This window comes from Streptomyces sp. BF23-19, from assembly GCF_041106355.1.
GTDB classification, from domain to species: Bacteria; Actinomycetota; Actinomycetes; order Streptomycetales; family Streptomycetaceae; genus Streptomyces; species Streptomyces virginiae_A.
In genome coordinates, this window is the sequence record NZ_JBGBPT010000038.1 from 14,795 (window position 1) to 36,696 (window position 21,902).

The 21,902-nt window shown below is 67.8% G+C and carries 23 protein-coding genes and 1 pseudogene; 7 read left to right on the forward strand and 17 right to left on the reverse strand.

Annotated features, from left to right (window positions below):
• Positions 1 to 120: 120 nt before the first annotated feature.
• The 4 genes from nhaA to AB8A24_RS21755 all read left to right on the forward strand — a co-directional run bounded on the left by nhaA (position 121) and on the right by AB8A24_RS21755 (position 3,401).
• Positions 121 to 1,554, forward strand: a complete 1,434-nt coding sequence (nhaA, locus tag AB8A24_RS21740; RefSeq protein ID WP_328962307.1) for a Na+/H+ antiporter NhaA — start codon at positions 121 to 123, stop codon at positions 1,552 to 1,554.
• 60 nt (positions 1,555 to 1,614) lie between these two features.
• A complete protein-coding gene (locus AB8A24_RS21745) occupies positions 1,615 to 2,073 on the forward strand; it encodes a phage holin family protein (protein WP_328962308.1) in 459 nt (152 codons plus the stop codon).
• Positions 2,070 to 3,029, forward strand: a complete 960-nt coding sequence (locus AB8A24_RS21750; RefSeq protein ID WP_030726741.1) for an alpha/beta fold hydrolase — start codon at positions 2,070 to 2,072, stop codon at positions 3,027 to 3,029. Before AB8A24_RS21745 ends, AB8A24_RS21750 begins: the two co-directional genes overlap by 4 nt.
• Before the next feature lie 198 nt (positions 3,030 to 3,227).
• The gene (locus tag AB8A24_RS21755) at positions 3,228 to 3,401 is read left to right on the forward strand and encodes a hypothetical protein (protein ID WP_167745540.1); all 174 of its coding nucleotides are present in this window, start codon (positions 3,228 to 3,230) and stop codon (positions 3,399 to 3,401) included.
• A 20-nt stretch (positions 3,402 to 3,421) separates the two neighbouring features.
• On the opposite strand, the gene AB8A24_RS21760 is transcribed toward AB8A24_RS21755, so the two are convergent.
• The 6 genes from AB8A24_RS21760 to AB8A24_RS21785 all read right to left on the reverse strand — a co-directional run bounded on the left by AB8A24_RS21760 (position 3,422) and on the right by AB8A24_RS21785 (position 8,220).
• The gene (locus AB8A24_RS21760; protein ID WP_161296560.1) at positions 3,422 to 4,624 is read right to left on the reverse strand and encodes a MarP family serine protease; all 1,203 of its coding nucleotides are present in this window, start codon (positions 4,622 to 4,624) and stop codon (positions 3,422 to 3,424) included.
• A gap of 13 nt (positions 4,625 to 4,637) precedes the next feature.
• A complete protein-coding gene (locus tag AB8A24_RS21765) occupies positions 4,638 to 5,360 on the reverse strand; it encodes a CoA pyrophosphatase (protein ID WP_369477204.1) in 723 nt (240 codons plus the stop codon).
• Between the two features lie 178 nt (positions 5,361 to 5,538).
• Positions 5,539 to 6,408 (reverse strand): endonuclease III, encoded by an 870-nt coding sequence (gene nth, locus AB8A24_RS21770; RefSeq protein ID WP_369477206.1) that lies wholly within the window; start codon positions 6,406 to 6,408, stop codon positions 5,539 to 5,541.
• A gap of 40 nt (positions 6,409 to 6,448) precedes the next feature.
• Positions 6,449 to 7,276, reverse strand: a complete 828-nt coding sequence (locus AB8A24_RS21775) for a protein kinase (protein ID WP_369477207.1) — start codon at positions 7,274 to 7,276, stop codon at positions 6,449 to 6,451.
• Positions 7,277 to 7,355: 79 nt separating this feature from the next.
• A complete protein-coding gene (locus AB8A24_RS21780; RefSeq protein WP_369477208.1) occupies positions 7,356 to 7,799 on the reverse strand; it encodes a hypothetical protein in 444 nt (147 codons plus the stop codon).
• Between the two features lie 169 nt (positions 7,800 to 7,968).
• Positions 7,969 to 8,220, reverse strand: coding sequence for a hypothetical protein (locus AB8A24_RS21785; RefSeq protein ID WP_369477209.1), 252 nt, complete (start codon positions 8,218 to 8,220; stop codon positions 7,969 to 7,971).
• Positions 8,221 to 8,369: 149 nt separating this feature from the next.
• Between AB8A24_RS21785 and AB8A24_RS21790 the strand changes: the two genes are divergently transcribed.
• Positions 8,370 to 9,692, forward strand: coding sequence for a tetratricopeptide repeat protein (locus AB8A24_RS21790; protein WP_369477248.1), 1,323 nt, complete (start codon positions 8,370 to 8,372; stop codon positions 9,690 to 9,692).
• 749 nt (positions 9,693 to 10,441) lie between these two features.
• On the opposite strand, the gene AB8A24_RS21795 is transcribed toward AB8A24_RS21790, so the two are convergent.
• The 6 genes and pseudogenes from AB8A24_RS21795 to nth (AB8A24_RS21820) form a co-directional block, all read right to left on the reverse strand.
• Positions 10,442 to 11,308: a hypothetical protein gene (locus tag AB8A24_RS21795; RefSeq protein ID WP_369477210.1), complete on the reverse strand. Its 867-nt coding sequence runs from the start codon at positions 11,306 to 11,308 to the stop codon at positions 10,442 to 10,444.
• Between the two features lie 25 nt (positions 11,309 to 11,333).
• A complete protein-coding gene (locus tag AB8A24_RS21800; RefSeq protein WP_369477212.1) occupies positions 11,334 to 11,729 on the reverse strand; it encodes a hypothetical protein in 396 nt (131 codons plus the stop codon).
• A gap of 509 nt (positions 11,730 to 12,238) precedes the next feature.
• Positions 12,239 to 13,690, reverse strand: a complete 1,452-nt coding sequence (locus AB8A24_RS21805; RefSeq protein ID WP_369477213.1) for a phage/plasmid primase, P4 family — start codon at positions 13,688 to 13,690, stop codon at positions 12,239 to 12,241.
• A complete protein-coding gene (locus AB8A24_RS21810; protein ID WP_369477215.1) occupies positions 13,687 to 13,911 on the reverse strand; it encodes a hypothetical protein in 225 nt (74 codons plus the stop codon). Before AB8A24_RS21810 ends, AB8A24_RS21805 begins: the two co-directional genes overlap by 4 nt.
• 636 nt (positions 13,912 to 14,547) lie before the next feature.
• On the reverse strand, positions 14,548 to 16,326 hold the full coding sequence (locus tag AB8A24_RS21815) for a recombinase family protein (RefSeq protein WP_369477217.1): 1,779 nt from the start codon (positions 16,324 to 16,326) through the stop codon (positions 14,548 to 14,550).
• A gap of 90 nt (positions 16,327 to 16,416) precedes the next feature.
• Positions 16,417 to 16,896 (reverse strand): annotated as a pseudogene (nth, locus tag AB8A24_RS21820) (endonuclease III); the annotation flags it as partial.
• 269 nt (positions 16,897 to 17,165) lie between these two features.
• Between nth (AB8A24_RS21820) and AB8A24_RS21825 the strand changes: the two are divergent.
• Together AB8A24_RS21825 and AB8A24_RS21830 are read left to right on the forward strand one after the other, a co-directional pair.
• Positions 17,166 to 17,840 (forward strand): Crp/Fnr family transcriptional regulator, encoded by a 675-nt coding sequence (locus AB8A24_RS21825; protein WP_003981529.1) that lies wholly within the window; start codon positions 17,166 to 17,168, stop codon positions 17,838 to 17,840.
• Positions 17,841 to 17,988: 148 nt separating this feature from the next.
• Positions 17,989 to 18,795 carry a nucleotidyltransferase domain-containing protein gene (locus AB8A24_RS21830; protein WP_369477222.1) on the forward strand — a complete coding sequence of 269 codons (807 nt, stop codon included), beginning with the start codon at positions 17,989 to 17,991 and terminating at the stop codon, positions 18,793 to 18,795.
• A gap of 19 nt (positions 18,796 to 18,814) precedes the next feature.
• Here AB8A24_RS21830 and AB8A24_RS21835 read toward each other — a convergent pair whose 3' ends face one another.
• The 5 genes from AB8A24_RS21835 to AB8A24_RS21855 all read right to left on the reverse strand — a co-directional run bounded on the left by AB8A24_RS21835 (position 18,815) and on the right by AB8A24_RS21855 (position 21,688).
• Positions 18,815 to 19,114, reverse strand: coding sequence for a hypothetical protein (locus AB8A24_RS21835; RefSeq protein WP_030726713.1), 300 nt, complete (start codon positions 19,112 to 19,114; stop codon positions 18,815 to 18,817).
• On the reverse strand, positions 19,111 to 19,956 hold the full coding sequence (locus AB8A24_RS21840; RefSeq protein WP_030726710.1) for an MBL fold metallo-hydrolase: 846 nt from the start codon (positions 19,954 to 19,956) through the stop codon (positions 19,111 to 19,113). Before AB8A24_RS21840 ends, AB8A24_RS21835 begins: the two co-directional genes overlap by 4 nt.
• Positions 19,953 to 20,879 carry an NUDIX hydrolase gene (locus AB8A24_RS21845; protein ID WP_369477223.1) on the reverse strand — a complete coding sequence of 309 codons (927 nt, stop codon included), beginning with the start codon at positions 20,877 to 20,879 and terminating at the stop codon, positions 19,953 to 19,955. The genes AB8A24_RS21840 and AB8A24_RS21845 overlap by 4 nt, the downstream gene beginning before the upstream one ends.
• Positions 20,880 to 21,059: 180 nt before the next feature.
• A complete protein-coding gene (locus tag AB8A24_RS21850; protein ID WP_030755866.1) occupies positions 21,060 to 21,530 on the reverse strand; it encodes a RidA family protein in 471 nt (156 codons plus the stop codon).
• Positions 21,527 to 21,688, reverse strand: coding sequence for a DUF4177 domain-containing protein (locus tag AB8A24_RS21855; RefSeq protein WP_007264966.1), 162 nt, complete (start codon positions 21,686 to 21,688; stop codon positions 21,527 to 21,529). The genes AB8A24_RS21850 and AB8A24_RS21855 overlap by 4 nt, the downstream gene beginning before the upstream one ends.
• Positions 21,689 to 21,902: the final 214 nt, after the last annotated feature.

Consider the following 21,902-nt stretch of genomic DNA (forward strand, 5'->3'; position numbering starts at 1 on the left):
TCCTCGCGTGCGCCCTGTAAAATATTCAAAGCGTAAAGAAACATCACAGGGTGCGCCGGGAAGTCTGGTCGGCAATGAGCTTCGCCATGCCGTCCAACCGCCCCCCGGAGGTGCCCTCTCGTGGCCGCGCCCAGCCCCACCGACCACAAGAGCCCCAAGCTGCTCGGCCGCCTCTCACTGCCCGAGTTCCGCTTCGTCGGGGATGCCCTGCGCGCCGAGACCGTCGGCGGCGTGCTGCTCCTCGTGGCCGCGATCGCCGCCCTCCTGTGGGCGAACATCCCCGCCATCTCGGAGAGCTACTCCAGCGTCGGGTCCTTCCACATCGGCCCCGCCGCCTTGGGCCTGGACCTCTCGCTCCAGCACTGGGCGGCGGACGGCCTCCTCGCCGTCTTCTTCTTCGTCGCCGGCATCGAGCTCAAACGCGAACTCGTCGCGGGCGACCTGCGCGACGCCCGCGCGGCCGCCCTCCCGGTGATCGCCGCCCTGTGCGGCATGGTCGCCCCCGCGGTGGTCTACGTCATCGTCAACGTCCTGGGCAACGGCTCCACGGACGGCTGGGCCGTCCCGACCGCCACCGACATCGCCTTCGCGCTGGCCGTGCTCGCCGTCATCGGCACCTCGCTGCCGTCGGCCCTGCGCGCCTTCCTGCTGACCCTCGCGGTCGTCGACGACCTCTTCGCCATCCTGATCATCGCGGTGTTCTTCACCAGCGACATCGACTTCCTGGCGCTCGGCGGCGCGTTCGTGGGCCTCGCCCTCTTCTGGTTCCTGCTCCGCCGCGAGGTGCACGGCTGGTACGTCTACGTCCCGCTCGCCCTGGTCATCTGGGGCCTGATGTACAACAGCGGCGTCCACGCCACCATCGCCGGCGTTGCCATGGGCCTGATGCTCCGCTGCACCCGCCGCGAAGGCGAGCGGCAGTCCCCCGGTGAGCACATCGAGCACCTGGTCCGGCCGCTGTCGGCCGGTCTCGCCGTACCGCTCTTCGCCCTCTTCTCCGCCGGTGTCTCGCTCTCCGACAAGGCCATCGCCCAGGTGTTCACCCGGCCCGAGGCCCTCGGCGTGGTGCTCGGCCTCGTCATCGGCAAGGCGGTGGGCATCTTCGGCGGCACCTGGCTGGCCGCCCGCTTCACCAAGGCCGAACTGAACGAGGACCTCGCCTGGCCGGACGTGCTCGCCGTGGCCTCGCTCGCCGGCATCGGCTTCACCGTCTCCCTCCTGATCGGCGAACTCGCCTTCGCCGACGATGCCGTCCTCACCTCCGAGGTCAAGGCCGCCGTGCTGATCGGCTCCCTGATCGCCGCCGTGATCGCGTGCGTCATGCTCAAGCTCCGCAACAGCAAGTACCGGGCGCTCACCGAGGCCGAGGAGCGCGACGACGACCACGACGGCATCCCGGACATCTACGAGGAGCACAACCCCGAGTACCACCGGCGCATGGCCCGGATCTACGAGGACCGGGCCGCGGAACACCGCCGCAGGGCCGAGGAAGCGGCCGCCGCCGCGCTCCGAACAGCAGCCGGGTCCACCGCCGAGGGCGACCGTCCGGCATGATCTGACTGACGACGCAGGACAGCCGCGCCGCCCGGCAGCAGACGACAGAGGGAGAGAGCGATGAGCGCAGTGGACCAAGAGGCGCAGGGAGCCGAGCCCACACTCGGCCAACTGGTCGCCTCGGCCACCGCCGAGATGTCCGCGCTGGTGCACGACGAGATCGCCCTCGCCAAGGCGGAGATCCGCGAGGACGTCAAGCGCGTGGGCAGCGGCTCCGCCTCGATGGTGGCCGCGGGATTGCTCGCTCTCTTCTCCGTTCCGGTGCTGACCTTCGCCGCGGCGTACGGGATCCACAACCTCGGGCTCGGACTCGCATGGTCCTTCCTCATCGTCGGCGGCGCGTTCCTGCTGATCGCGGGCCTGTTCGTGCTGATCGGCGTCCGCAAGTTCAAGAAGGTCAAGCCGCCGGAGAAGTCCATCGCCTCCGTCAAGCAGACCGCCGCACTGGTCCAGACCGTCAAGCCGCACCCGCGGCCGGTGAGTGACAAGGCTGTGGGTGTGGCACGCTCGTCCTCATGACAGCGCCCACGCCGGACTCCAGCGTTCCTCCCACAGCTGCCACGGCGGTACGGCTCGACCTTCCGGGCGCACGGCCGGTGATGCACCGGGACGTCGCCGCCAACGGCGCCCGCTTCCACGTCGCCGAACTCGGTGACGGGCCGCTGGTGCTGCTGCTGCACGGCTTCCCGCAGTTCTGGTGGACCTGGCGGCACCAGATGACCGCGCTCGCCGACGCCGGGTACCGGGCGGTCGCGATGGACCTGCGTGGGGTGGGCGGCAGCGACCGCACCCCGCGCGGCTACGACCCCGCCAACCTGGCGCTCGACATCACCGGAGTCGTACGGTCCCTCGGCGAGCCGGACGCCGCGCTCGTCGGGCATGACCTGGGCGGGTACCTCGCCTGGACGGCGGCCGTGATGCGGCCCAAGCTGGTGCGCCGGCTCGTGGTCTCCTCCATGCCGCATCCGCGCCGCTGGCGCTCGGCGATGCTGTCGGACTTCGGTCAGACCCGGGCGAGTTCCCACATCTGGGGCTTCCAGCGGCCGTTCGTTCCCGAGCGGCAGCTCGTCGCCGACGGCGGAGCGCTCGTAGGGGAGCTGATCCGGGACTGGTCGGGGCCGCGGCCGCCCGAGGACGAGGATCTGGCCGTGTACCGGCGGGCCATGTGCATCCCGTCCACCGCGCACTGCTCGATCGAGCCGTACCGCTGGATGATGCGGTCGATGGCGCGGCCCGACGGGATCCAGTTCAACCGGCGGATGAAGCGTCCGGTACGCGTGCCGACGCTCCATCTGCACGGTTCGCTGGACCCGGTGATGCGTACGCGCAGCGCCGCCGGCTCCGGGGAGTACGTCGAAGCCCCTTACCGGTGGCGGCTGTTCGACGGGCTGGGCCACTTCCCGCACGAGGAGGACCCGGTCGCCTTCTCGTCCGAGCTCGTCAACTGGCTCAAGGACCCCGAACCGGACCGCTGACGGGACTTCAGATCGCCCCGCCGCCCGAGCGGGCCGCGCGACGGCCGGCGGGACGGGCCTCGGATCGGCGACCGCCCCCTGAACGGACGGGAGTTCGGTCGTGCGCTTGTCCTACGAGCATTCAATTGCCTGGCGCATAGGCCAATTGGCCGCCCCTGACGGGATTACGGACCTTGGGGCACGGGCACAGCTCGGAGTATGAGCTGGACGCACGACTACGGTGACACCGCGCACGAACGCCGCTCGGCAGCTACGCCGGGCACCTACGAGAGGGCCGGCCGGCACGGCCACGACCCCCGCCTCGGGATTCCGCTCATCCTGCGCCGACGGGCCCGCTGGGTCTCCGCGCGCCTGCGCCATCCACGGACGTAGGGACCCGGCGGGGCGTCGGCTCAGAGCGCGCAGCCCTGACTGTCGACCCGTCGTACGGCGTTCTGGCCGACCCGGATGTCGTCGCGGATCTCGTCGACCGTCAGCACGTAACCGGTGTTGGGGTCGTCGAGGGACTTCGCGAAGACGACCCCGTACACCTTGCCGTCGGGCGTCAGCAGCGGTCCGCCGGAGTTGCCCTGGCGGACCGTCGCGTACAGCGAGTAGACGTCCCGTCGGACGGTGCCCCGGTGGTAGATGTCCGGGCCGTTGGCGTTGATCCGCCCGCGGACTCGGGCCGACCGGACGTCGTACCCGCCGTTCTCCGGGAAGCCGGCGACGATCGCGTCGTTGCCGCTCGCCGCGTCCTTCTCGGAGAACTCCAGCACCGGGGCCTTCAGCTTCGGCACGTCCAGGACGGCGATGTCGCGCGCCCAGTCGTAGAGCACGACCTTGGCGTCGTACAGCTTGCCCTCGCCGCCGATCTGCACGGTCGGCTCGCTGACCCCGCCGACCACATGCGCGTTGGTCATCACCTTGCCGGGCGCGAAGACGAAGCCCGTGCCCTCCAGCACCTTGCTGCAGCTCGGCGCGGTACCGACGACCTTCACGATCGAGCGCTTCGCGACCTCGGCCACGGGGCTGCCGGCGAGCGTCGGGTCGGGGGCCTTCACCTCGGTGATGGGCTCGTTGGAGAACGGGCTGAACACCTGGGGGAAGCCGTTGCGCGCGAGGGTGGAGCTGAAGTCCGAGAACCAGGTGTCCGCCTGGTCGGGCAGCACCCGCGACACGCCGAGGAGGACCTTGGAGTTACGGACCTCCTTGCCCACGCTGGGCAGGGCGGTCTGGGCCACCAACAACCCGATCAGCCACGCCACGAGCAGCATCGCGACCACGTTGACCAGGGCACCGCCGGTCGCGTCGAGCGCGCGCGCCGGTGACCAGGTGATCTTGCGGCGGAGTCTGCTCCCGAGATGCGTGGTCAGGGCCTGGCCGATCGAGGCGAAGATGATGATCACGACCACGGAGATCACGACGACCGTGGTGGACACCTGGGTGCCGTTGTCCGTCACCCGGTCCCAGACCAGTGGGAGCAGGGACACGGCGATGAGACCACCGCCGAGGAAGCCGATCACCGACAGGATGCCGACGACGAACCCCTGGCGGTAGCCGACGATCGCGAACCATACGGCGGCGAGCAGCAACAGGATGTCCAGCACGTTCACGTGGGCCACCGTCTCATGCGCGCCAGTCGAGCGGGACCTGCCGTGAGCGGTCCCACGGACGCTCCCAACCCGCGAAGTGCAGGATCCGGTCGATCACTCCGGCGGTGAATCCCCAGACCAGAGCCGATTCGACGGTGAATCCCGGCCCCAGGTGGCCGCTCGGATGAACGGTCATGACCCGGTGTTCGGGATCCGTGAGATCGGCCACGGGAACCGTGAAGACCCGCGCCGTCTCGGCGAGGTCCACGGCTCCGACCGGGCTGGGGTCACGCCACCAGCCGAGGACCGGGGTCACGACGAACTCGCTGACCGGGATGTAGAGCCGGGGCAGCACGCCGAAGAGCTGCACGCCGGAAGGATCCAGCCCGGTTTCCTCCTCGGCCTCGCGCAGCGCGGCGCGCAGCGGGCCGGTGGTGTGCGGATCACCGTCCTCCGGATCCAGCGCGCCCCCGGGGAAGGACGGCTGACCCGCGTGCGAGCGCAGGGTGCCGGCACGCTCCATCAGGAGCAGCTCGGGGCCGCGGGAGCCCTCCCCGAAGAGGACGAGCACGGCCGACTGCCGGCCGCGGCCGTCCTCGGGCGGCAGGAAGCGGCTCAGCTGCCCCGGCTGGACGGACCGGGCCGCATCGACGACGGGGTCGAGCCATCCGGGCAGGCCGTCGGTGGTGACGGCAGGGCCGCCGCCCTCGCGGGCTCCCACCGTGGTTCCGGTCTCGTCCCGTGTACCGCGCGTCATAGGCACCTCTGTCCGCGTCGTCCTGTCAAGCGCCGTCTCCCACACCGCAAACGCGGTCCGGGTACCGATTCGTTCCTGAGTCCCCGAGTCCACAGGGCCGCACGCCCCCGCACCCCTGCGTCCCGCGCCCTTCCCGCCCCTCCCCCGCCCCTTCGTCCCCACCGGCCCCGTACGCCCGCTACGGCGCCGCCACAGCCCCGCCCAGCGGCGGGGCCGGGAGGCCCGGGTAGTCCGGGGGCGGGGTCAGCCGCTGGCCGGGCTGACCGCCCTTCTCGTACTTGAGCAGCTTCTTCGCCTTCTCCGGGTCGGTCTCGCCCTCTCCGTACGCCGGGCAGAGCGGGGCGATCGGGCAGGCCCCGCAGGCCGGCTTGCGCGAATGGCAGATCCGGCGGCCGTGGAAGACGACCCGGTGCGAGAGCATCGTCCACTCGCTCTTCGGGAAGATCGCGCAGATCTCGGCCTCGACCTTCTCCGGGTCCTCCTGCTCGGTCAGCTTCCAGCGGCGCACCAGCCGGCCGAAATGCGTGTCCACCGTGATCCCCGGGACACCGAAGGGGGTGTGCACTTTAGCACCATGGTCAAGAAAACCCGCCCGGCTGGGCTCGCAGGCGCACGCGTTGCCGGTCACGACGAACGCCGTTTTCCGGCCGACCCCGGGAAGTTTCACCAGGTCAGCGAGGGTGCGCGGGACCATCCCGTCATGGTCAGCCATGATCGCAGCGGCAATCCCGGTGATGCTCCGAGTCTTCGCCCGGAAGAACCCGGTCGGCCGGATGAGCTCCTCGACGTCTGCCGGGTCGGCCCCGGCCAGATCAGCCGGACGCGGGTACTTGGTGAACAGGGCCGGGGTCACTTGGTTCACACGCAGGTCTGTCGTCTGCGCGCTAAGCACCGTGGCGACCAACAGTTGCCACGCGTTCACGTGGTCTAGCTCGCAGTGCGCATACGGGTACACATCGGCTAGAGCGCGATTGATCTTCCGCGCCCGCCGGACCATTGCCAACCGGGTCTCTTCCGCCATACCGGCCAGCGTAAAGGCCCCGCCCATGCGCCATGGGGGAAGCGCACAGACAGGGCCCGGCACAGCTCTACAGGGCCGCACTCAGCCTCTCGCAGACCTCGGCGCTGGTAGGCCGGTCAGCGGGCGAACGGGTCAGCATGTGAGGGATGAGTCCGCCCAGCGCTCCGGGGACGTTCACGGGGCGGTGAGGGCCCGCCACGATGGCTTGCCGCTGGACCTCTCGGGGAGCGTCGTCCGGGTAAGCCACATGCCGCCAACCGGTCGCGCTGATGAACAGTGCCGCCCCCAGCGCGTACACGTCGGATTCCTGCGTCGGCGTTGCCGCTCCCGACTCCAACACGCTGGCCGAGATTTCCGGCGCTTCGTAGTGGACGAGACATCCCCGATACGGGAAGTCGAACGCCCGAGGAATCCGTCCTCCGCTGGACAGCGCAAGATCGATCAAGAACGCCCCACCCGACTCCCCCAGAAGGAAATGTGCGGGCTGCACATCCCCGTGCACCCACCCCATTCCGTGCAGTCCCGACAGGGCCACAGCGCAGGAAAGCGCCTCCCCGATGTCCGGCTCTGCCGCCCCTTTCCGGCAGGGTGCCCACCGGTCGTAGAGGGCGTCTCCGCGCCGCCATGGTTGAGCGCCCCACGTGCCGTGTTCCCATTCGCCGCTGAAGATCCGTTCATGGGTGAGCTGTCGCAGAACGGCGGCTTCACGGGCAGGGGCCAGGGCGGTCCATGCGTGCGTCCGACTCGGGTAGCCGACTTTCACCGCGTAGGGGCCGACCTCGGTTTTGACCTTCCACACTGACGACCCGCGCCGGTTAAGGATCAGTTCGGCGGGGCCCGGATTGAGCAGTTGCAGCGCACCGTCCGGCGGGCTGTACGGGCCATCGAAAATCATGCTCCACCTTCCAACAGCGAGGCCGGTCACCGTAGTTGGCAACCGGCCCCACGCTTCACCTGTCTGGTTCGGCCAGCAGTCAGACGGCCCGGTAGTCGCGCCCACAGTCAGAGTCACACTGCGCCGCGTTCTCGCCGTTCACGGTCCACAGCGCATCCAGCACCATGAACCCGCTGGCCTTGATCGCGTGCGCCGTCGCCTGCACCTCGGCCAGGACCCGGCCACCACCACCCGGGCGCGGGTTGTGCTCCAGGAACCGGCCCGCGTACGTCTCGCAGAACTCGCGGTAGTCGGCGGTGTGCAGGATGAACGAGTGCAGCGCGCCGTCCACGTCGTCACTCGGGACCATCTTCACCGTGGCCGTGCCGACCGTGGCGAGGAACGCGAGGGCCTGATCAGTCGCGCGCTCCGCCTTCTCCAGGTCGTAGCCGAAGTGGGTCACGGTGAACTCGGCGATGCTGTCGAACAGGTCCGAGCTGACCAGCGCGCGGCCGGTCCGAAGGTCGTTCGCGGTTGCCGTCATTGCTGTGCCTCCTTGTGGTGGATGAACTGTTCCGCAGCGCACCGAACAAGCACGGGAGCCGCACGCCATATGGCCGCCTCCCATGCCCGGGCCTCCCGCTCCGCGAAGATCCGCACCAATCCGGCGTCGATCTCCGCGCGCTGTTCCGGGGTGAACCTGAGGAGCCCTCTCACATCCGCTCCCTTATCCGCTGGCTTGTGTTGGCAGTGACCACAGCGGCGCTCAGGGCGTCTGACTGGTAGGCGGCTTCCAGGTTCTCGGGGTCGGCCTCCCACTCCCGGCCACCGTTCAGCGGGCGCAGTTGGTAGCGCGGTCCCACGTGGCCCATGACGCGGCCTACGCGGCCTGTGGAGACGTCAAGCGCCGTTTCCCCCGCCTCCCAGTCCCGGGGGTGCTCACGTGCGCTTTCACGGCTGCTCATGGCCGCCCCTCTCGTGCTCGTTCGGCTGCTCACAGAAGGCAACCGCGTGACCACGGGTGAGGGGTACCGTTGCGACAGCGCCAGGACTTAAGAGCTTTAAGCGGTTTGAAGACGCGGGGAGTTGATGACCGGTGGCCAGTCCCAACGAGATGCTTGCCCGGCTGCATCGGGAAACCGGCTGGACGCTGCGCCAGTTCGCACAAGAGGTCAACAAGCTGGGCACCGAGCGGGGGACGCCTCTCAAATACCGCGAACCCTCAGTGCATCAGTGGCTCAACGGCCACATGCCGAAAGAGGCCGTCCGCCCGCTGATCTTGGAAGCACTGGCCCGGAAGCTCGGCCGCCCCATCACGCACAGCGAAGCAGGATTCCCGCCCCCTCCCGCCGAAGATTCCAGCGCGCTCCCCAGTACCGTGGAAGGGCTGCTAGACCTGGGGAGGCAAGATATGGACCCGTCGCGCCGGAGCGTGCTCGGAGTAGGTCTGTTCTCTGTCGCCCTCACTGTGCCCAATTGGCCGGACGTAGTCGGTCGAATGGAAGCCGTCCAGAAGGGCGAGACACAGCGCATCGGAATGTCCGACGTTCAATCGGTCATCGCCATGACCGAACGACTCTCAGACATTGACGACCAGTTCGGGGGACGGACAGCGCGGCCGATGGCCGCCGCCTATCTGGTCAACACCGTTGCCCCCTACTTGCGCGCTGATGCTCCGGAAAATGTTCGCAAGGCGATGATGTCCGCCGCGTCGGATCTCTCATATCTCACGGGGTATATGGCGGTTGATGAGGGCGTTCACGGAATGGCACAGCGCTACTACCTGAAAGCGCTTGAACTCGCCGGGGCATCCGAGGATCACCTCACGTTCTGCACCACACTCCGGGGCATGAGCGTTCAGGCCGTGGACCTCGGGCACGGGGCCGAAGCAATGCGCCTCGCCGATGCTGCCGCTGCCGCTTCCCCGCAGGCCGGTCCCCGAATGCGCGCGTTTCTTGCCGGACAACAGGCGCACGCAGCCGCGCAGGAGGACAACGGACGTATGGCCCTACAGCGGATTCAGGAAGCCGAAGTGGCAATGGAGAAAGCCGAGTCGCAGTCAAAGACTTTCGGGTCCTACAACCCGTCCTCGCTGGCCTACCACGTGGGACAGGTTCGCTACGAAATGGGCGACGTGGCAGGTTCGATCGAATCCCTAAAGGAATCGGACCGGTTGCGCCCCAGCGCTTTCCGGCGGACGAGCATTCGCTATCTGTCCATGCTGGCTGAACGGCAACTAGAGGTCGGCCGCTTGGAGGCAGCGTGCGAAACGTGGGGGCGAGTCTTGGAGATATACCCCCTGGTGCAGTCCGGACAGTGTGATCGAAACCTAGCCGCAATGCACAGCCGAATTCGCCCCTACCTGAAAAACCACACAGCGCGTGATCTACACGAACGGGCGCGACTCGTCACACCCCCGAGGTTGCTTCCGCGCTGAACAGACGCACCCTTTTTTGAACGCGTTCAATAGCGGCACAAAAAGCCCCCGACGACCGACCCACAGCGGGGCAAGTCATCGGGGGCTAGTAGCACCTCCCAACGTTAAGGAGGTGGTCAGCGAGAGCCGCAATTCCAGGGTCGTCCCGCGCGGCCTCACGCTCGGCCGTACACGTCGAAAAGCTCATCGAGCACGGGCAGGCTCCGGGGATCGTTCAGTCCCCCGAGGATTTCAGAGAACAGCGCAGCATCGGTTTCCGCATTCCGGCCATACGCCGAACCACCCTCGCTGAATGCGGTAAAGGCTCGATGCCACTTGCGGCAACGGGAGCGGCACCACGGCTGGACGGCCCTCTTACCGCTGCGGGGTTGACGCGGATTCGTGCATCCGCTCCGAATGCATTCCGGAATCTCAAACACTCGGGGCACCCCTTAACGTTTAGGTGTGGTCACCGCGCTACGTAACCAGCGGTAGCGAATGCGGGCGGTGTCGATATGACGCGCTGTGACGGCCGGGGGCTTCGGCGACTCCATAACCCGTACAGGGAGGGAGCTGCTATACGCTTGCGGTGCGGAAAGGCCCTAAAAGGGGGTCACCCCCCACCCCCTTGGTCACTTTCCGTGGCCCCAGCCGGCCGTCACCTAGCGTGAAACCCGAGACGAATTCAGGGAATCGCAGCGCAAGGAATGCAGCAGTAGGGCAGAGAGCGGGGCCGGTGGATATCCGGGCCGACCCCGCACAGCATGACTTCAGATACTCCGGCTACTGACAATCCCGTCAGGCGAGTAATGGTTCTGCCGACTCTTATCGATCTCGGCCTTGACCCTCTCGGCCGTCTCAATCGCCGTAGCGTTGACGTCATCCATGGGCGCAGTCAGGAACTCACCCGAAAGGAAAGGGTCGGTCTCGCCCACCTGTCGAGAAATGATACCGATTGCTGAAGATAGGTCAGCCTGTCCCCAACCCTGCCCGCTCAGAACTAGGTACCCCTGTGCGTCCTCGGGGATATCGAGTAGAGCGCCCATGGTCAGCGAGTGAAGCACGCCAAATCGACGGCGAGTCTCGTTGATTGCACCGGCCGCAGCACTGAATGCCTCGGCTGCCCGCTTGCGCTGTGCGTTGAACTCAGCGATTACAGCCTTACGGTACTGACCGAGGAACGCCCGATCCTTTAGCAGCGACTCATAGGAATCACGCGCCCGGTGCAGGTCGGCCACGGTCTCGCGCAGTGCCAGCGAACACCCCTCTAGCTGCGCGTCTGCCTCGAATGCCTTAGCGGCCGCCGCAGGGGCCTTAGCGCCCTTCCGCAGCGCGTCAGCATGAGCCTTGGCGGCATTCATGCGAATGTCCTCGGCCTCGATCTCCAGCTCGTTCCAGCGGGTCTCTAGGTCGTCACAAGCGCCGCTCAGTTCCTGCACCTTGGCCCAACGCTCGACGGCCACAGCCGGAGCTAGGTCACAATGCCACGGGTCAATGCCGAGTAGCTGCGCCTCATCGGTCCAAATGTCCTCGGGCCGCTTTGCGCGCTGGACAACACGCTCTAGTTCGGTGATCCGCTTCTTAGCGGCGTCAGAGTAAGACAGCGCAATACGCATGTCCTGGTTTGCTAGTTCCATCTCGGTTTCCTCTCGGGTGGTGTGGTTATCGGCGGCGGGAAATGCGAGCGGCTATCTGCTCACCCTCGGCACGCATCAGATACTCATCCTTCCGCGCGTGCCAGTTCCGCCATTCAGTAGAGCGCTCGGTATATTCCTCGTCGCTGGCGTCGGGAAAGTGTGGCTCAGGGTTTCCCGTCGCGTAACGCTCCTTCGCCTCATAGCGCGTGCGCCATTCACGGTCACACTCAACAGCGTCCCGGTATTCCTTGGCCTCTCGCTGCCCTGCCTCGCGAGCCGCTGCCTTTTCCGCGTAGTGGTCGGAGTAATCGGAACTGTTGATTTTGGGTACCACGCCACGGGAACGGCGCTCGGCGTACTTCCGGTCGTAGGAAGTCGAACCGCTGCTGTTCTGCACATCGGCCCATTCTCGGGCGACCATGGGGAGTCCTTTCGGATACAGAAAAGGCCCCCTTACTCGCCGGGTCTCTGCATAGACCGTGGCGGGCAAGGGGGCCCATCGGGGAGGAGTACGCCGACTATGCGCGCGTATCTACGACTCGCCGAAGAATCAGGGGATTGCGGATGCAGCCGCATTGTGAGGGGTCGCCTACCACACCTAAACGTTTAGGTGTGCCGACGGAGTGGACCGGCCGAGGAGAGCCGACCGGCCACGCGCCGACCGAGGGGAAACGAGAGGTACCACCCACACTCTTAAGAGAGGCAGTACGTAAAGCGCTAGGACGGAAAGGTTTGGAGTTATGGACGCCCGGCCGCTAGTCGTTATCTAAGCGTGACGGCCGGCACGGGGGTACAGCGGAAAGGCCGCGAATGCGGGAAGCGGGTAACGCATTTCTTGTTACCTGTACCTTCTCCCCATACGTATATAGGAGCTAGGTACAGGTAACAGCTTTTCTGTTACCGCCTCCCGCTAAAGCGTCCCTTTCGCTGTCAGCGCTGCGTCTGGTCGAGAATCCCCGGCCCGAACGACTCGGCTAGGTGCGCGGGCGGCTCGGACAGCAGGTAAATGCCCTGGTACATCCAGCCCTTTCCCTTGCGCTGGACCTCGGTAACGCCGTTCGTCTTTAGGTGGTTCTTGACGTTGCTCGGGGAGAACTTGGCCGACTTATCGCCGTTGGCATCGCGCCACTCCTTCAGCTCCCGGTTGAAGTCGGACCGCTTTACCTCGCTCTTGTCGTCATAGGCGAAAACCTCCTCGACAAGGGGTCGCAGCGGGTCCACCTCCTCCTTGTGGTGGTCGGTCGCCGCTAGCACCGCCAGCGGGTCACGTAGCCCCTCGCTGTAGTACCGGACGGCACCGCGCACCACCCATGCGGCTACGCCCTCTCGCTCGGGCCCCTGAATGGTCGGCTCTAGGTCCGGGTCGCGCCGGTCGGCAAAGGAGACGCCGAAAAGCATTGCCTTAGTGCGGGCCCACAGCGCGGCTCCACCCGAGCCGAATTCCGGCAGGTAGTTGGTAGCGAGCACGATGGTAAACGTGGGGTCGAAAGAGAACACCTTTCCGTGAAGGTGTCGTGCGCTGATTCGGTCTCCGCCGCTCCAGTTCTTGAGTAGGGCGGTATTCATGGGGACGCCCTGGTTTCCCTCCTGCGCGACGATGAGCCGCTTTCCTCGCAGCGCTGCAACGTGCTCGGTGTGGACGGACTGCCCGCGTACGTTCTCAAAGATTGTGAACGGCACCTCATGCACCACGTCGTGCCCGAACACCTTTTGCATGGTGCGAATGGTGGTGCCCTTGCCGTTCCGGCCGTGCTCGCCGTACCAGACGCCTAGAGCGTGTTCTCGGACCTCGCCGGTAATCGCCATTCCTAGGAAGGTCTGGTAATAGCGCTGCATATCCGAGTCGTCGGGGAAGACTTCTTCCACAAATCGGAGCCAGCGCGGGCATTCGGCATCGGGCACGTAATCGACGTTCGCCGTCTGCGTGAGCATGTCGGCCGGATCATGGGGGCGGAGTTCGCCGGTGCGGAGATCAACCGTGCCGTTCCGGAATGTGAGTAGGTGCCGCTGTGCGTCTAGCTCATCGACCGTGGCGCGGAACTGTGGGAGAACCGCCATTTCCGAAACCATCGCGCGCCGCTGGTGATTTACAAGCATCTTGCTAGACGCAGCCGAGCACCAACCCATGTCGCTGGAGTTCTCGGCACCGTGGCGCATGAGCACTCGCGCAGCGTCCGTGATTGCCTGCATAGCCGCGCCGTCGTCGCCGGTTGCCTCCCATACGCGGCCATTCCATCGGTGCCACCCGACGTGCTGGACGTGTCGCAATTCGTGGGCGCACTGGTCGGCAACGAATCGAGCAAAGCTCACGTGCCGGACTTCGGGGTCAATGCTGAGTAGTTCGCGCTGGCGTGCCCAGTAGGCGTCATCAAAGGTGGTCACTTGTCGTTCTCCAGGAATGCGAGGGCGGCGGCGGTATTGCGGGCGGTTCGGTCACGACGCGGCTTGCTCTCGGGGGCGTCGGCCGTCCGGTGCGGGTCGGGGAAAATCAGGTCGCTTTGGGTAAGCGAGGTCACGCCCCAGTAGTTGAGGGTTTCTAGCCGCTCCTCGACCCATACAATGAGTGCGTCTACACGGGCGCGCTGCTTTTCCGCTTCGGTCATTTCAGTTTCCCTCTCGGGCTGTTCAGCGGTTGCGGTGATAGTGCGCGCAAACCTCTTCAACGAATTCGGGTGAGCGCATGGCAAGGGCGTACAAATATCTGGCACCGCTCCTCGCACCGTGCGCGTCCATAGCCCTTTTGGTTGGCGCGGCGTCGAACTCGCGAGTCAGCAAGTCGGTGATTTCGCGCAGCTCGATGACTATTTCGGCAGCACTCAGAGTTTGGTTTCGCCCCAGTAGGCGGACTGCCTCTCGGACCTGCCAGGGGTAGACGGGTCCGTATGTCTTACGCCGGTAGTAAGCGGCGTCACGGCATGAGCGACTGCACCACTTCGGACGCTGTCCTCTGCCGCTGTAGGTTTTGAGGGGCTGTCCGCATTCGCACTCGGCGCGCATGGGCGGACTCCTTTCCGGTGCATCGAAATCAGGGCCAAATGAAAGGCACCCTCACGGCGGAAGGTGCCTACGGTGTTGAGAGAGGTTGTGTGTAAAGAGCAGTAGCTGACGGACCGTCAGGACATCCGGCCGGCCGACCCCGGCCGCGCTCCTGTGTGGTCGTAGGCGGGCATGGAAAAGGGCCCGGCGGGAGTTATCCCACCGAGCCCTTGAGAACCGCTCAGCGCGCCTTACAGGCCGCCTCAGTCCTCCGTGTCGCCGTCGGCCACCGGCCGAACAAACTCAATCTTGATCCGGTCGGCCACCTTGTACCCGCCGCGCACTCGGCCTTGGTGTGAGTTCGCTACGGCCTTGACGGTTATCCGGCCCACGAACAGTTCAACGAACTTGCGCCGGTCGGCCATGTCCGCTGCTGCCCACCACGAACCCTTGCCCATTGGGCCCTCATCTCCCTCTAGCCAGTCATCAAGCGGGAGCTTGGTGGTTTCCGGGTCGGCCAGTTCCTCTAGCCGAGTCTCGGCCGCCTTGAGCCGTGCCTCGATTCGCCCTTTCTTTTCCTTGAACCGGCCGCGCCCCATCTGCCCCTCATAGAGACCAGCATCTAGGTCGTCGTAAAGGTCGCTTAGCGCGTTGTTCGCGTCGGCCCGCTCGGTTACCACTACGGTTCGCTCGGCGGCCGTCTCGGGGTTCTCCACGCTGCGGGAGAACATGCGCGTCGCCTCGGCCACAATCTCCAATTCCTCAGCGCTGGCCTCTCCACTCTCCACGCTGGCAATCACCGCGAAGATACGTCGGGCCACGTAGTCGTCCAGGTGGCTTTGCATGACCCTGTTGAGCCCCGAGTGTTCGCCGTTGGTCGCAATGGTCGTTCCTCGGGTGCAAAGGTAGATAGGTTTTTCGCCGCTGTTCTGCGCCTTTCCGGGCCTCCCACACTCACACACGAGGACCGGTTTCCGGGGAGCACTCCGGAGCCCGCTAAGGAGAGACGTTCCGTGGGCCACTCCCTCGCCCTGGCCCCGACTCAAGAGCCATTCCCGAATGACGAACCATTGCGCCGGAGGAATGATCGGCTCACAGATCATTTCGGGGCGGCCGTCCTCGTCCCGGACGATCCGGTATCCGATGAGTGTGCTAGTCCTGGTACCGTTTTCCCGAACTTTGTATATGGGTTCAGCCCGCATACCCGCAATTGCGGGGTTAAGCAGAATCCATTTCAGGGTCTTTACTTGCCAGACGGAATTCTTGCACTCCTTACCCTTGCGCTGTCCGCGCGTCTTGACGCGATTCGCGTTCATGTCGTCGCACAGCGCGGAAAGGGTGCCGGGGTTCCGCTGGCCAGGCTTGCGGGTAACCGGGTCGTTCATGTGCTTGAGGATCAGCGCCCCAATTCGGCGGAGGTTTGCGGCCTCGGCCTTATTGTGGACGAGACGCATAAGGTCGAGCTTTCCCTCTGCGTACTTCTCGCCGTCGAGACCGTACGGGGTTTGTCCCCCCAGCCACGACCCCTTGGCGCGCTGCGCTGCCTTTACGTCGCGGACTTTCTGCGACTTGACGGCCGACTCCTTATTGACGGCATCGAGCCGCATAAGCAGGTAGATCAGCGTCATCGTGTCGTTAGGCGGGAATACGCCCTCGCTGACGCTGACGATCGTGATTCCGAGCCGGTGAAGTTCGAACACTACCGGGCCAGCGTCGCGCAGTTCACGCCGAGAGAACCGGCTTACGTCGTAGACGATGAGGACGTTGAACGCTCCAGCGCGGGCAGCCGTGAGCATTTCCTCAAAGCCTTCGCGGTGTGCGTCCGGGTCCCATCCGGAAACGCCGATGTCCTGGTAGTGCCGGACGAACCGCGCGTTGAGTTCGGTGGAACGGGTCTCGTTGGTTGCGCGCTGTGTGAGGGGGGATGCCTCGGTCTTGTTGGTCTTGGCCGAGGACTGCCGTACGTAGCTGACGGCTACGGCCTCGGTGACTGGCCGGGCCAGGAAGCTAGCCGGAATGCCAGCGGGGGACGTGTCCAACACGCCTACTCCTAGGGGTCTCGTAGTGGACCCCTCGGGCCCGCCTCCCTAGGCAGAGAGCGCGCTCGTAAACCGTGGTACCTAAGTGGCGAACCCGAACGCATTGCCGAGAACCACGTTCGCGGTCTTGCGGCCCACTCCGGGCAGCGTCACCAGGTCCTCGATCCGGCCCGGCACCTCCCCGCCGAAGTTGTCCCGCAGGGCCTGCGAGAGGCCGAGCAGGGACCTCGACTTGGCCCGGAAGAACCCGGTCGGCCGGATCAGCTCCTCCAGATCCTCCGGGGCGGCCGCGGCCATGTCCTCGGGGGTCGGGTAGGCCGCGAAGAGGGCCGGAGTCGTCTGGTTCACCCGCAGGTCGGTGGTCTGGGCGGACAGCACCGTCGCGACGAGCAGCTCGAAGGGATTGCGGAAGTCGAGCTCCGGATGGGCGTACGGATAGATCTCGGCCAGTTCGCGGTTGATGCGCCGCGCCCTGCGCACCATGGCCAGGTGCGATTCCGACTTGGCCGACTTCGGTTTCTTGGCCGAAACTTTGCCCTGAGGGGTGGCCGCAGCCCTCGCGGACGTCTTCACTGGGACATGTTCGCCCACGGCAGAATTTTGGGGCTCCGTCACTCCGGCGGACCCCTTGGCCTGTGCTCTCACCGGCTTATTGGACACCCGGCCAGCCTAAGGCCGGCCGCTGACACCCGCCCGGACCTCAGGTAACACCACTCCGATTGGCCTCACGCCGCACAGCACGCCCGTCCGTCCGGCATCCTTGTGATTGATCGCACTGTTTGAGCCGTCCGGCAAAATGGGGAGCACGGTCCCCTGAGCTGGTCGACATAGGAGAGAGACTCGTGGACGACGTTCTGCGGCGCGCCCCGCTCTTCGCGGCGCTCGATGACGAGCAGGCCGCGGAGCTCCGCGCCTCCATGGGCGAGGTGACCCTCGCACGCGGTGACGCCCTGTTCCACGAGGGCGACCCCGGCGACCGGCTGTATGTCGTGACCGAGGGCAAGGTGAAGCTCCACCGCACCTCCCCCGACGGCCGCGAGAACATGCTGGCCGTCCTCGGCCCCGGCGAGCTGATCGGCGAGCTGTCGCTCTTCGACCCGGGCCCGCGTACCGCCACCGCCACCGCGCTGACCGAGGTCAAGCTCCTCGGCCTCGGCCACGGTGACCTCCAGCCCTGGCTCAACGCCCGGCCCGAGGTCGCGACCGCGCTGCTGCGCGCCGTCGCCCGCCGCCTGCGCAAGACCAACGACCAGATGTCCGACCTGGTCTTCTCCGACGTTCCCGGCCGTGTGGCGCGGGCGCTCCTCGACCTGTCGCGCCGCTTCGGCGTGCAGTCGGAGGAGGGCATCCACGTGGTGCACGACCTGACGCAGGAGGAGCTCGCACAGCTCGTCGGCGCCTCGCGCGAGACCGTGAACAAGGCCCTGGCCGACTTCGCGGGCCGCGGCTGGCTGCGCCTGGAGGCCCGTGCGGTCATCCTGCTGGACGTGGAGCGCCTCGCGAAGCGCTCCCGCTGACGCCGGCCACAGCCGTTCGTAGGGGTCCTGCCCACCCGGGCAGGACCCCTACGCGTCTTCCGGGCCCGACACCGCCCCCGTGGCTCTGCCTCCCGACGCACGGCGTCGGCTGGGCCGCCCCGGACCGGCGGCCAGGCACAGTGGAGTCATGGAGCACAGAGGGCTGGACGCGTACGGGTACTTCGAGCGTGAGGGGTCCCTCGGGCGGGTGCGGAGCGAGTTCAGGGCCGTCGTGGCGGCCGCGCGGACCCGGACCGCCGAGGCGTACGGCCGACGGCTGCACAGCGCGTACCTCTACGGGTCCGTGCCGCGCGGGACGGCCCGGCCCGGGCGGTCCGACCTCGACCTGCTGCTCGTCCTGCACCACGAGCCCTCCGACGAGGACCGGGACACCGCCGAGGTGCTCGCCCGCGGGCTCGACGAGGACTTCCCCGAGGTCGACGGCGTCGGCATCCTGCTCCAGGACAAGGTCGCCGTACTGAGCGAGGCGGAACGATTCGACCTGGGCTGGTTCCTCGCTTGCCTGTGCACCCCGCTGCTCGGGGCGGACCTGGCCGAGCACCTGCCGCGCTACCGGCCGGACAGCCTGCTCGCCCGCGAGACCAACGGCGACCTGGCCGAGCTGCTGCCCGGGTGGCGGACGCGGGTGCGGGAGGCCTCGACCCCCGAGGAGTACCGGACGCTGAGCCGGATCTTCTCCCGGCGCCTGGTGCGCACCGCCTTCACGCTGGTCATGCCGCGGTGGGGCGGTTGGACCAGCGACCTCGGCGAATCCGCGGAGATCTTCGGCAGGTACTACCCGCAGCGCGCGGCGCAGGTGGCGGCCGCGCCCGCCGTCGCACTGGATCCCGTCGCGGACCCCGAGGTCCTGCGCGGTTACGTCGAGGACCTCGGGCCGTGGCTGGCGGACGAGTACACGGCCCGGCACGGCACGAAGACACCGCGCCGGGGCTGACCCTCGGCCCGGGGCCGGATCAGGCCTTCTCGGCCTCGGCGAGGCGGTCGACGGCCAGCTTGGCCTCCGCCAGGCCCGCGCCGGTGATCCGGCGGTACTCCTTGATCGCCGAGATGTGCCGGTCGGCCCTGAGGTGGGCGCGTACCTCGTCCATCCCGGCCGGCTCCGGCTCCTCGATGCCGAAGTGGTCCAGCACCAGGGCCAGCCGGCGCTCCATGCGGTCCGCCTTGTTCTGGAGGCTCTGCACCCGCAGGGTCACCGTCGAGGTGATCCATCCGGCCGTCGCGACCAGCACGACCAACAGGAACACGGTGTTCATTCAGGCCCTCCCGGGATCAGTCCGTGATCTTGAAGGTACTCCAGCTGCGCCCGGACGGACCATTCCGCGGCCGGCCACAGGGAGCGGTCCACGTCCGCGTAGACCTGGGCGACGACCGCCTCCGGGGTCAGGCAGCCGTTCTCGACGGCGGTCTCGACCTGGGCGAGCCGGTGGGCGCGGTGGGCCAGGTAGTACTCGACGGCGCCCTGCGCGTCCTCCAGGACCGGCCCGTGGCCCGGCAGGACGGTGTGCACCCCGTCGTCCACGGTGAGCGAGCGCAGGCGGCGCAGGGAGTCCAGGTAGTCCCCGAGGCGGCCGTCGGGGTGGGCGACGACGGTGGTGCCGCGGCCCAGGATCGTGTCGCCGGTCAGCACGGCCCGGTCGGCGGGCAGGTGGAAGCAGAGCGAGTCGCTGGTGTGGCCGGGGGTCGGCACCACACGCAGTTCCAGCCCGCCGGTCCGGATCACGTCCCCGGCGGCCAGGCCCTCGTCACCGAGGCGCAGGGCCGGATCCAGGGCGCGGACCTTCGTACGGGTGAGCTCGGCGAAGCGACCCGCGCCCTCGGCGTGGTCGGGGTGGCCGTGGGTGAGCAGGGTGAGGGCGATCCGCTTGCCCGCCTGCTCGGCGGTGGCGATGACCGCCCGCAGGTGTATGTCGTCCAGCGGGCCGGGGTCGATCACGACGGCGAGGTCGGAGCCGGGCTCGGACACCAGCCAGGTGTTGGTGCCGTCGAGGGTCATCGCGGAGGCGTTGGGAGCCAGGACGTTCACCGCGCGGGCGGTCGCCGGGCCGGAGGTGACGACTCCGCGGGGCTGTCCGGGCAGTGCGGCAGCGTCGGTCATGCGGGGCCTCCGGTACCTGTGGGGCCCGCGGGACGTCCGGGGCGGACGCGCTTGGTGAACTCGTCGTGCCCCGGCCAGCTGAGCACCAGCTCGCCGTCCTCCAAGGTCGCCTGGGCCAGCACCGGGGCGAGGTCCTGCTCGGCCGCGGCGGCGAGCGCGCCCGCGGCGCTCCCGTACGGCTCCAGCGACCGCAGCGTGGAGATGGTGGGCGGCATCATCAGCAGCTCGCCCTTGTCGTACCCGGCGGCCGCGTCGACGGGGCGGATCCACACGGTCCGGTCGGCCTCGGTGGAGGCGTTGCGGGTGCGCTGGCCCTCGGGGAGGGCGGCGACGAAGAACCAGGTGTCGTAGCGGCGCGGCTCGAACTCCGGGGTGATCCAGCGCGCCCACGCCCCGAGCAGGTCCGAGCGCAGCCGCAGGCCGCGGCGGTCGAGGAACTCCGCGAAGGACAGCTCCCGCGCCACGAGGGCCTGCCGGTCGGCCTCCCAGTCGTCTCCGGTGGTGTCACCGACGATCTCGTCCGGGGTCCGACCGGCGAGCAGGACGCCCGCCTCCTCGAAGGTCTCCCGTACGGCGCCGCAGACGATGGCCTGGGCCGTGAGGGGATCGGTTCCGAGCCGGGCCGCCCAGTCCTCCCGGGAGGGACCCGCCCAGCCGACCTGGTGCTCCTCGTCGCGCGGATCGACCCCGCCACCCGGATAGGCGTACGCGCCTCCGGCGAAGGCCATGGAGGCCCGCCTGCGCAGCATGTGTACGGCGGGACCGTCGGGGGTGTCGCGCAGGAGCATCACGGTGGCGGCGCGCCGCGGCTCCACCGGGACGAGCGAGCCGTCCGCGAGCGCGCGGATGCGGTCGGGCCACTCCGGCGGGTACCACTGGCCTCCGGCGGGGGGCTGCTGCTGACCATGCTGACCATTCGGCATGGCCGGATGCTACGGCCATCCGGCCCGATGTTCGAGGGTCCCCCGTCGCGGGTGGCCGACACGGTCGGCCGGCGCGGGTGGCTCGCACGGGCGATCCGGCCCCGGGGCGGCACGCGGGACGGGCCGGGAACCGCGCGGTGCGCGACCCGGCCCGTCCCTGCGAAACCCTCCCCGAAGGGATCAGGCTCCGGCGACCAGCTCCACCTGGATCTCGACCTCGACCGGGGCGTCCAGCGGCAGGACCGCCACGCCGACGGCGCTGCGGGCGTGGACGCCCTTCTCGCCGAGGACCTCGCCCAGCAGCTCGCTCGCACCGTTCAGCACGCCGGGCTGGGCCGTGAAGTCGGGGGCGGAGGCGACGAAGCCGACGACCTTCACGACACGCGCGATCTTGTCGAGGTCACCGACGACCGACTTGACGGCGGCCAGGGCGTTCAGCGCGCAGATCGCCGCCAGCTCCTTGGCCTGCTCCGCCGAGACCTCGGCGCCGACCTTGCCGGTGATCGGCATGCTGCCCTTGACCATCGGGAGCTGGCCCGCGGTGAAGACGTACGAGCCCGACCGCACGGCGGGCTGGTACGCGGCCAGCGGCGGGACGACGCCCGGGAGCGTCAGGCCGAGCTCGGCCAGCTTCGCCTCTACAGCGCTCATGCCTTCTCCCGCTTGAGGTAGGCCACGAGCTGCTCGGGGTTGTTCGGGCCGGGCACGACCTGGACGAGCTCCCAGCCGTCCTCGCCCCAGGTGTCCAGGATCTGCTTGGTGGCGTGAACCAGCAGCGGGACCGTCGCATATTCGAACTTCTTGGTCATGGGAGCGAGGGTAGTGCCTGTCGTGCGGGCCGCATGCCGCCCCCGGAACCGACGGCCGGACACCTCACCCGGGCAGGCGCCGGGCCGCCCCGACCCGGACCCCGACCGGGCCAGGGCGCGGACCCCGAGCAGGTCCGCACCGGGCCCCGAACCGGCCCCGACCCGGCCGATCCGGGCCGGACGTAACGGAGCTCACCCCCGAACACTCCGGCAG

Excerpts from the sequence above, each read along its gene's own strand:
- AB8A24_RS21745 (WP_328962308.1), top strand. The coding sequence starts at position 1,615 with ATGAGCGCAGTGGACCAAGAGGCGCAGGGAGCCGAGCCCACACTCGGC.
- AB8A24_RS21750 (WP_030726741.1), top strand. The coding sequence starts at position 2,070 with ATGACAGCGCCCACGCCGGACTCCAGCGTTCCTCCCACAGCTGCCACG.
- AB8A24_RS21755 (WP_167745540.1), top strand. The coding sequence starts at position 3,228 with ATGAGCTGGACGCACGACTACGGTGACACCGCGCACGAACGCCGCTCG.
- AB8A24_RS21765 (WP_369477204.1), bottom strand. The coding sequence starts at position 5,360 with ATGACGCGCGGTACACGGGACGAGACCGGAACCACGGTGGGAGCCCGC.
- nth (WP_369477206.1), bottom strand. The coding sequence starts at position 6,408 with ATGGGCGGGGCCTTTACGCTGGCCGGTATGGCGGAAGAGACCCGGTTG.
- AB8A24_RS21775 (WP_369477207.1), bottom strand. The coding sequence starts at position 7,276 with ATGATTTTCGATGGCCCGTACAGCCCGCCGGACGGTGCGCTGCAACTG.
- AB8A24_RS21780 (WP_369477208.1), bottom strand. The coding sequence starts at position 7,799 with ATGACGGCAACCGCGAACGACCTTCGGACCGGCCGCGCGCTGGTCAGC.
- AB8A24_RS21785 (WP_369477209.1), bottom strand. The coding sequence starts at position 8,220 with ATGAGCAGCCGTGAAAGCGCACGTGAGCACCCCCGGGACTGGGAGGCG.
- AB8A24_RS21790 (WP_369477248.1), top strand. The coding sequence starts at position 8,370 with ATGCTTGCCCGGCTGCATCGGGAAACCGGCTGGACGCTGCGCCAGTTC.
- AB8A24_RS21795 (WP_369477210.1), bottom strand. The coding sequence starts at position 11,308 with ATGGAACTAGCAAACCAGGACATGCGTATTGCGCTGTCTTACTCTGAC.
- AB8A24_RS21800 (WP_369477212.1), bottom strand. The coding sequence starts at position 11,729 with ATGGTCGCCCGAGAATGGGCCGATGTGCAGAACAGCAGCGGTTCGACT.
- AB8A24_RS21810 (WP_369477215.1), bottom strand. The coding sequence starts at position 13,911 with ATGACCGAAGCGGAAAAGCAGCGCGCCCGTGTAGACGCACTCATTGTA.
- AB8A24_RS21830 (WP_369477222.1), top strand. The coding sequence starts at position 17,989 with ATGGAGCACAGAGGGCTGGACGCGTACGGGTACTTCGAGCGTGAGGGG.
- AB8A24_RS21835 (WP_030726713.1), bottom strand. The coding sequence starts at position 19,114 with ATGAACACCGTGTTCCTGTTGGTCGTGCTGGTCGCGACGGCCGGATGG.
- AB8A24_RS21840 (WP_030726710.1), bottom strand. The coding sequence starts at position 19,956 with ATGACCGACGCTGCCGCACTGCCCGGACAGCCCCGCGGAGTCGTCACC.
- AB8A24_RS21845 (WP_369477223.1), bottom strand. The coding sequence starts at position 20,879 with ATGCCGAATGGTCAGCATGGTCAGCAGCAGCCCCCCGCCGGAGGCCAG.
- AB8A24_RS21850 (WP_030755866.1), bottom strand. The coding sequence starts at position 21,530 with ATGAGCGCTGTAGAGGCGAAGCTGGCCGAGCTCGGCCTGACGCTCCCG.
- AB8A24_RS21855 (WP_007264966.1), bottom strand. The coding sequence starts at position 21,688 with ATGACCAAGAAGTTCGAATATGCGACGGTCCCGCTGCTGGTTCACGCC.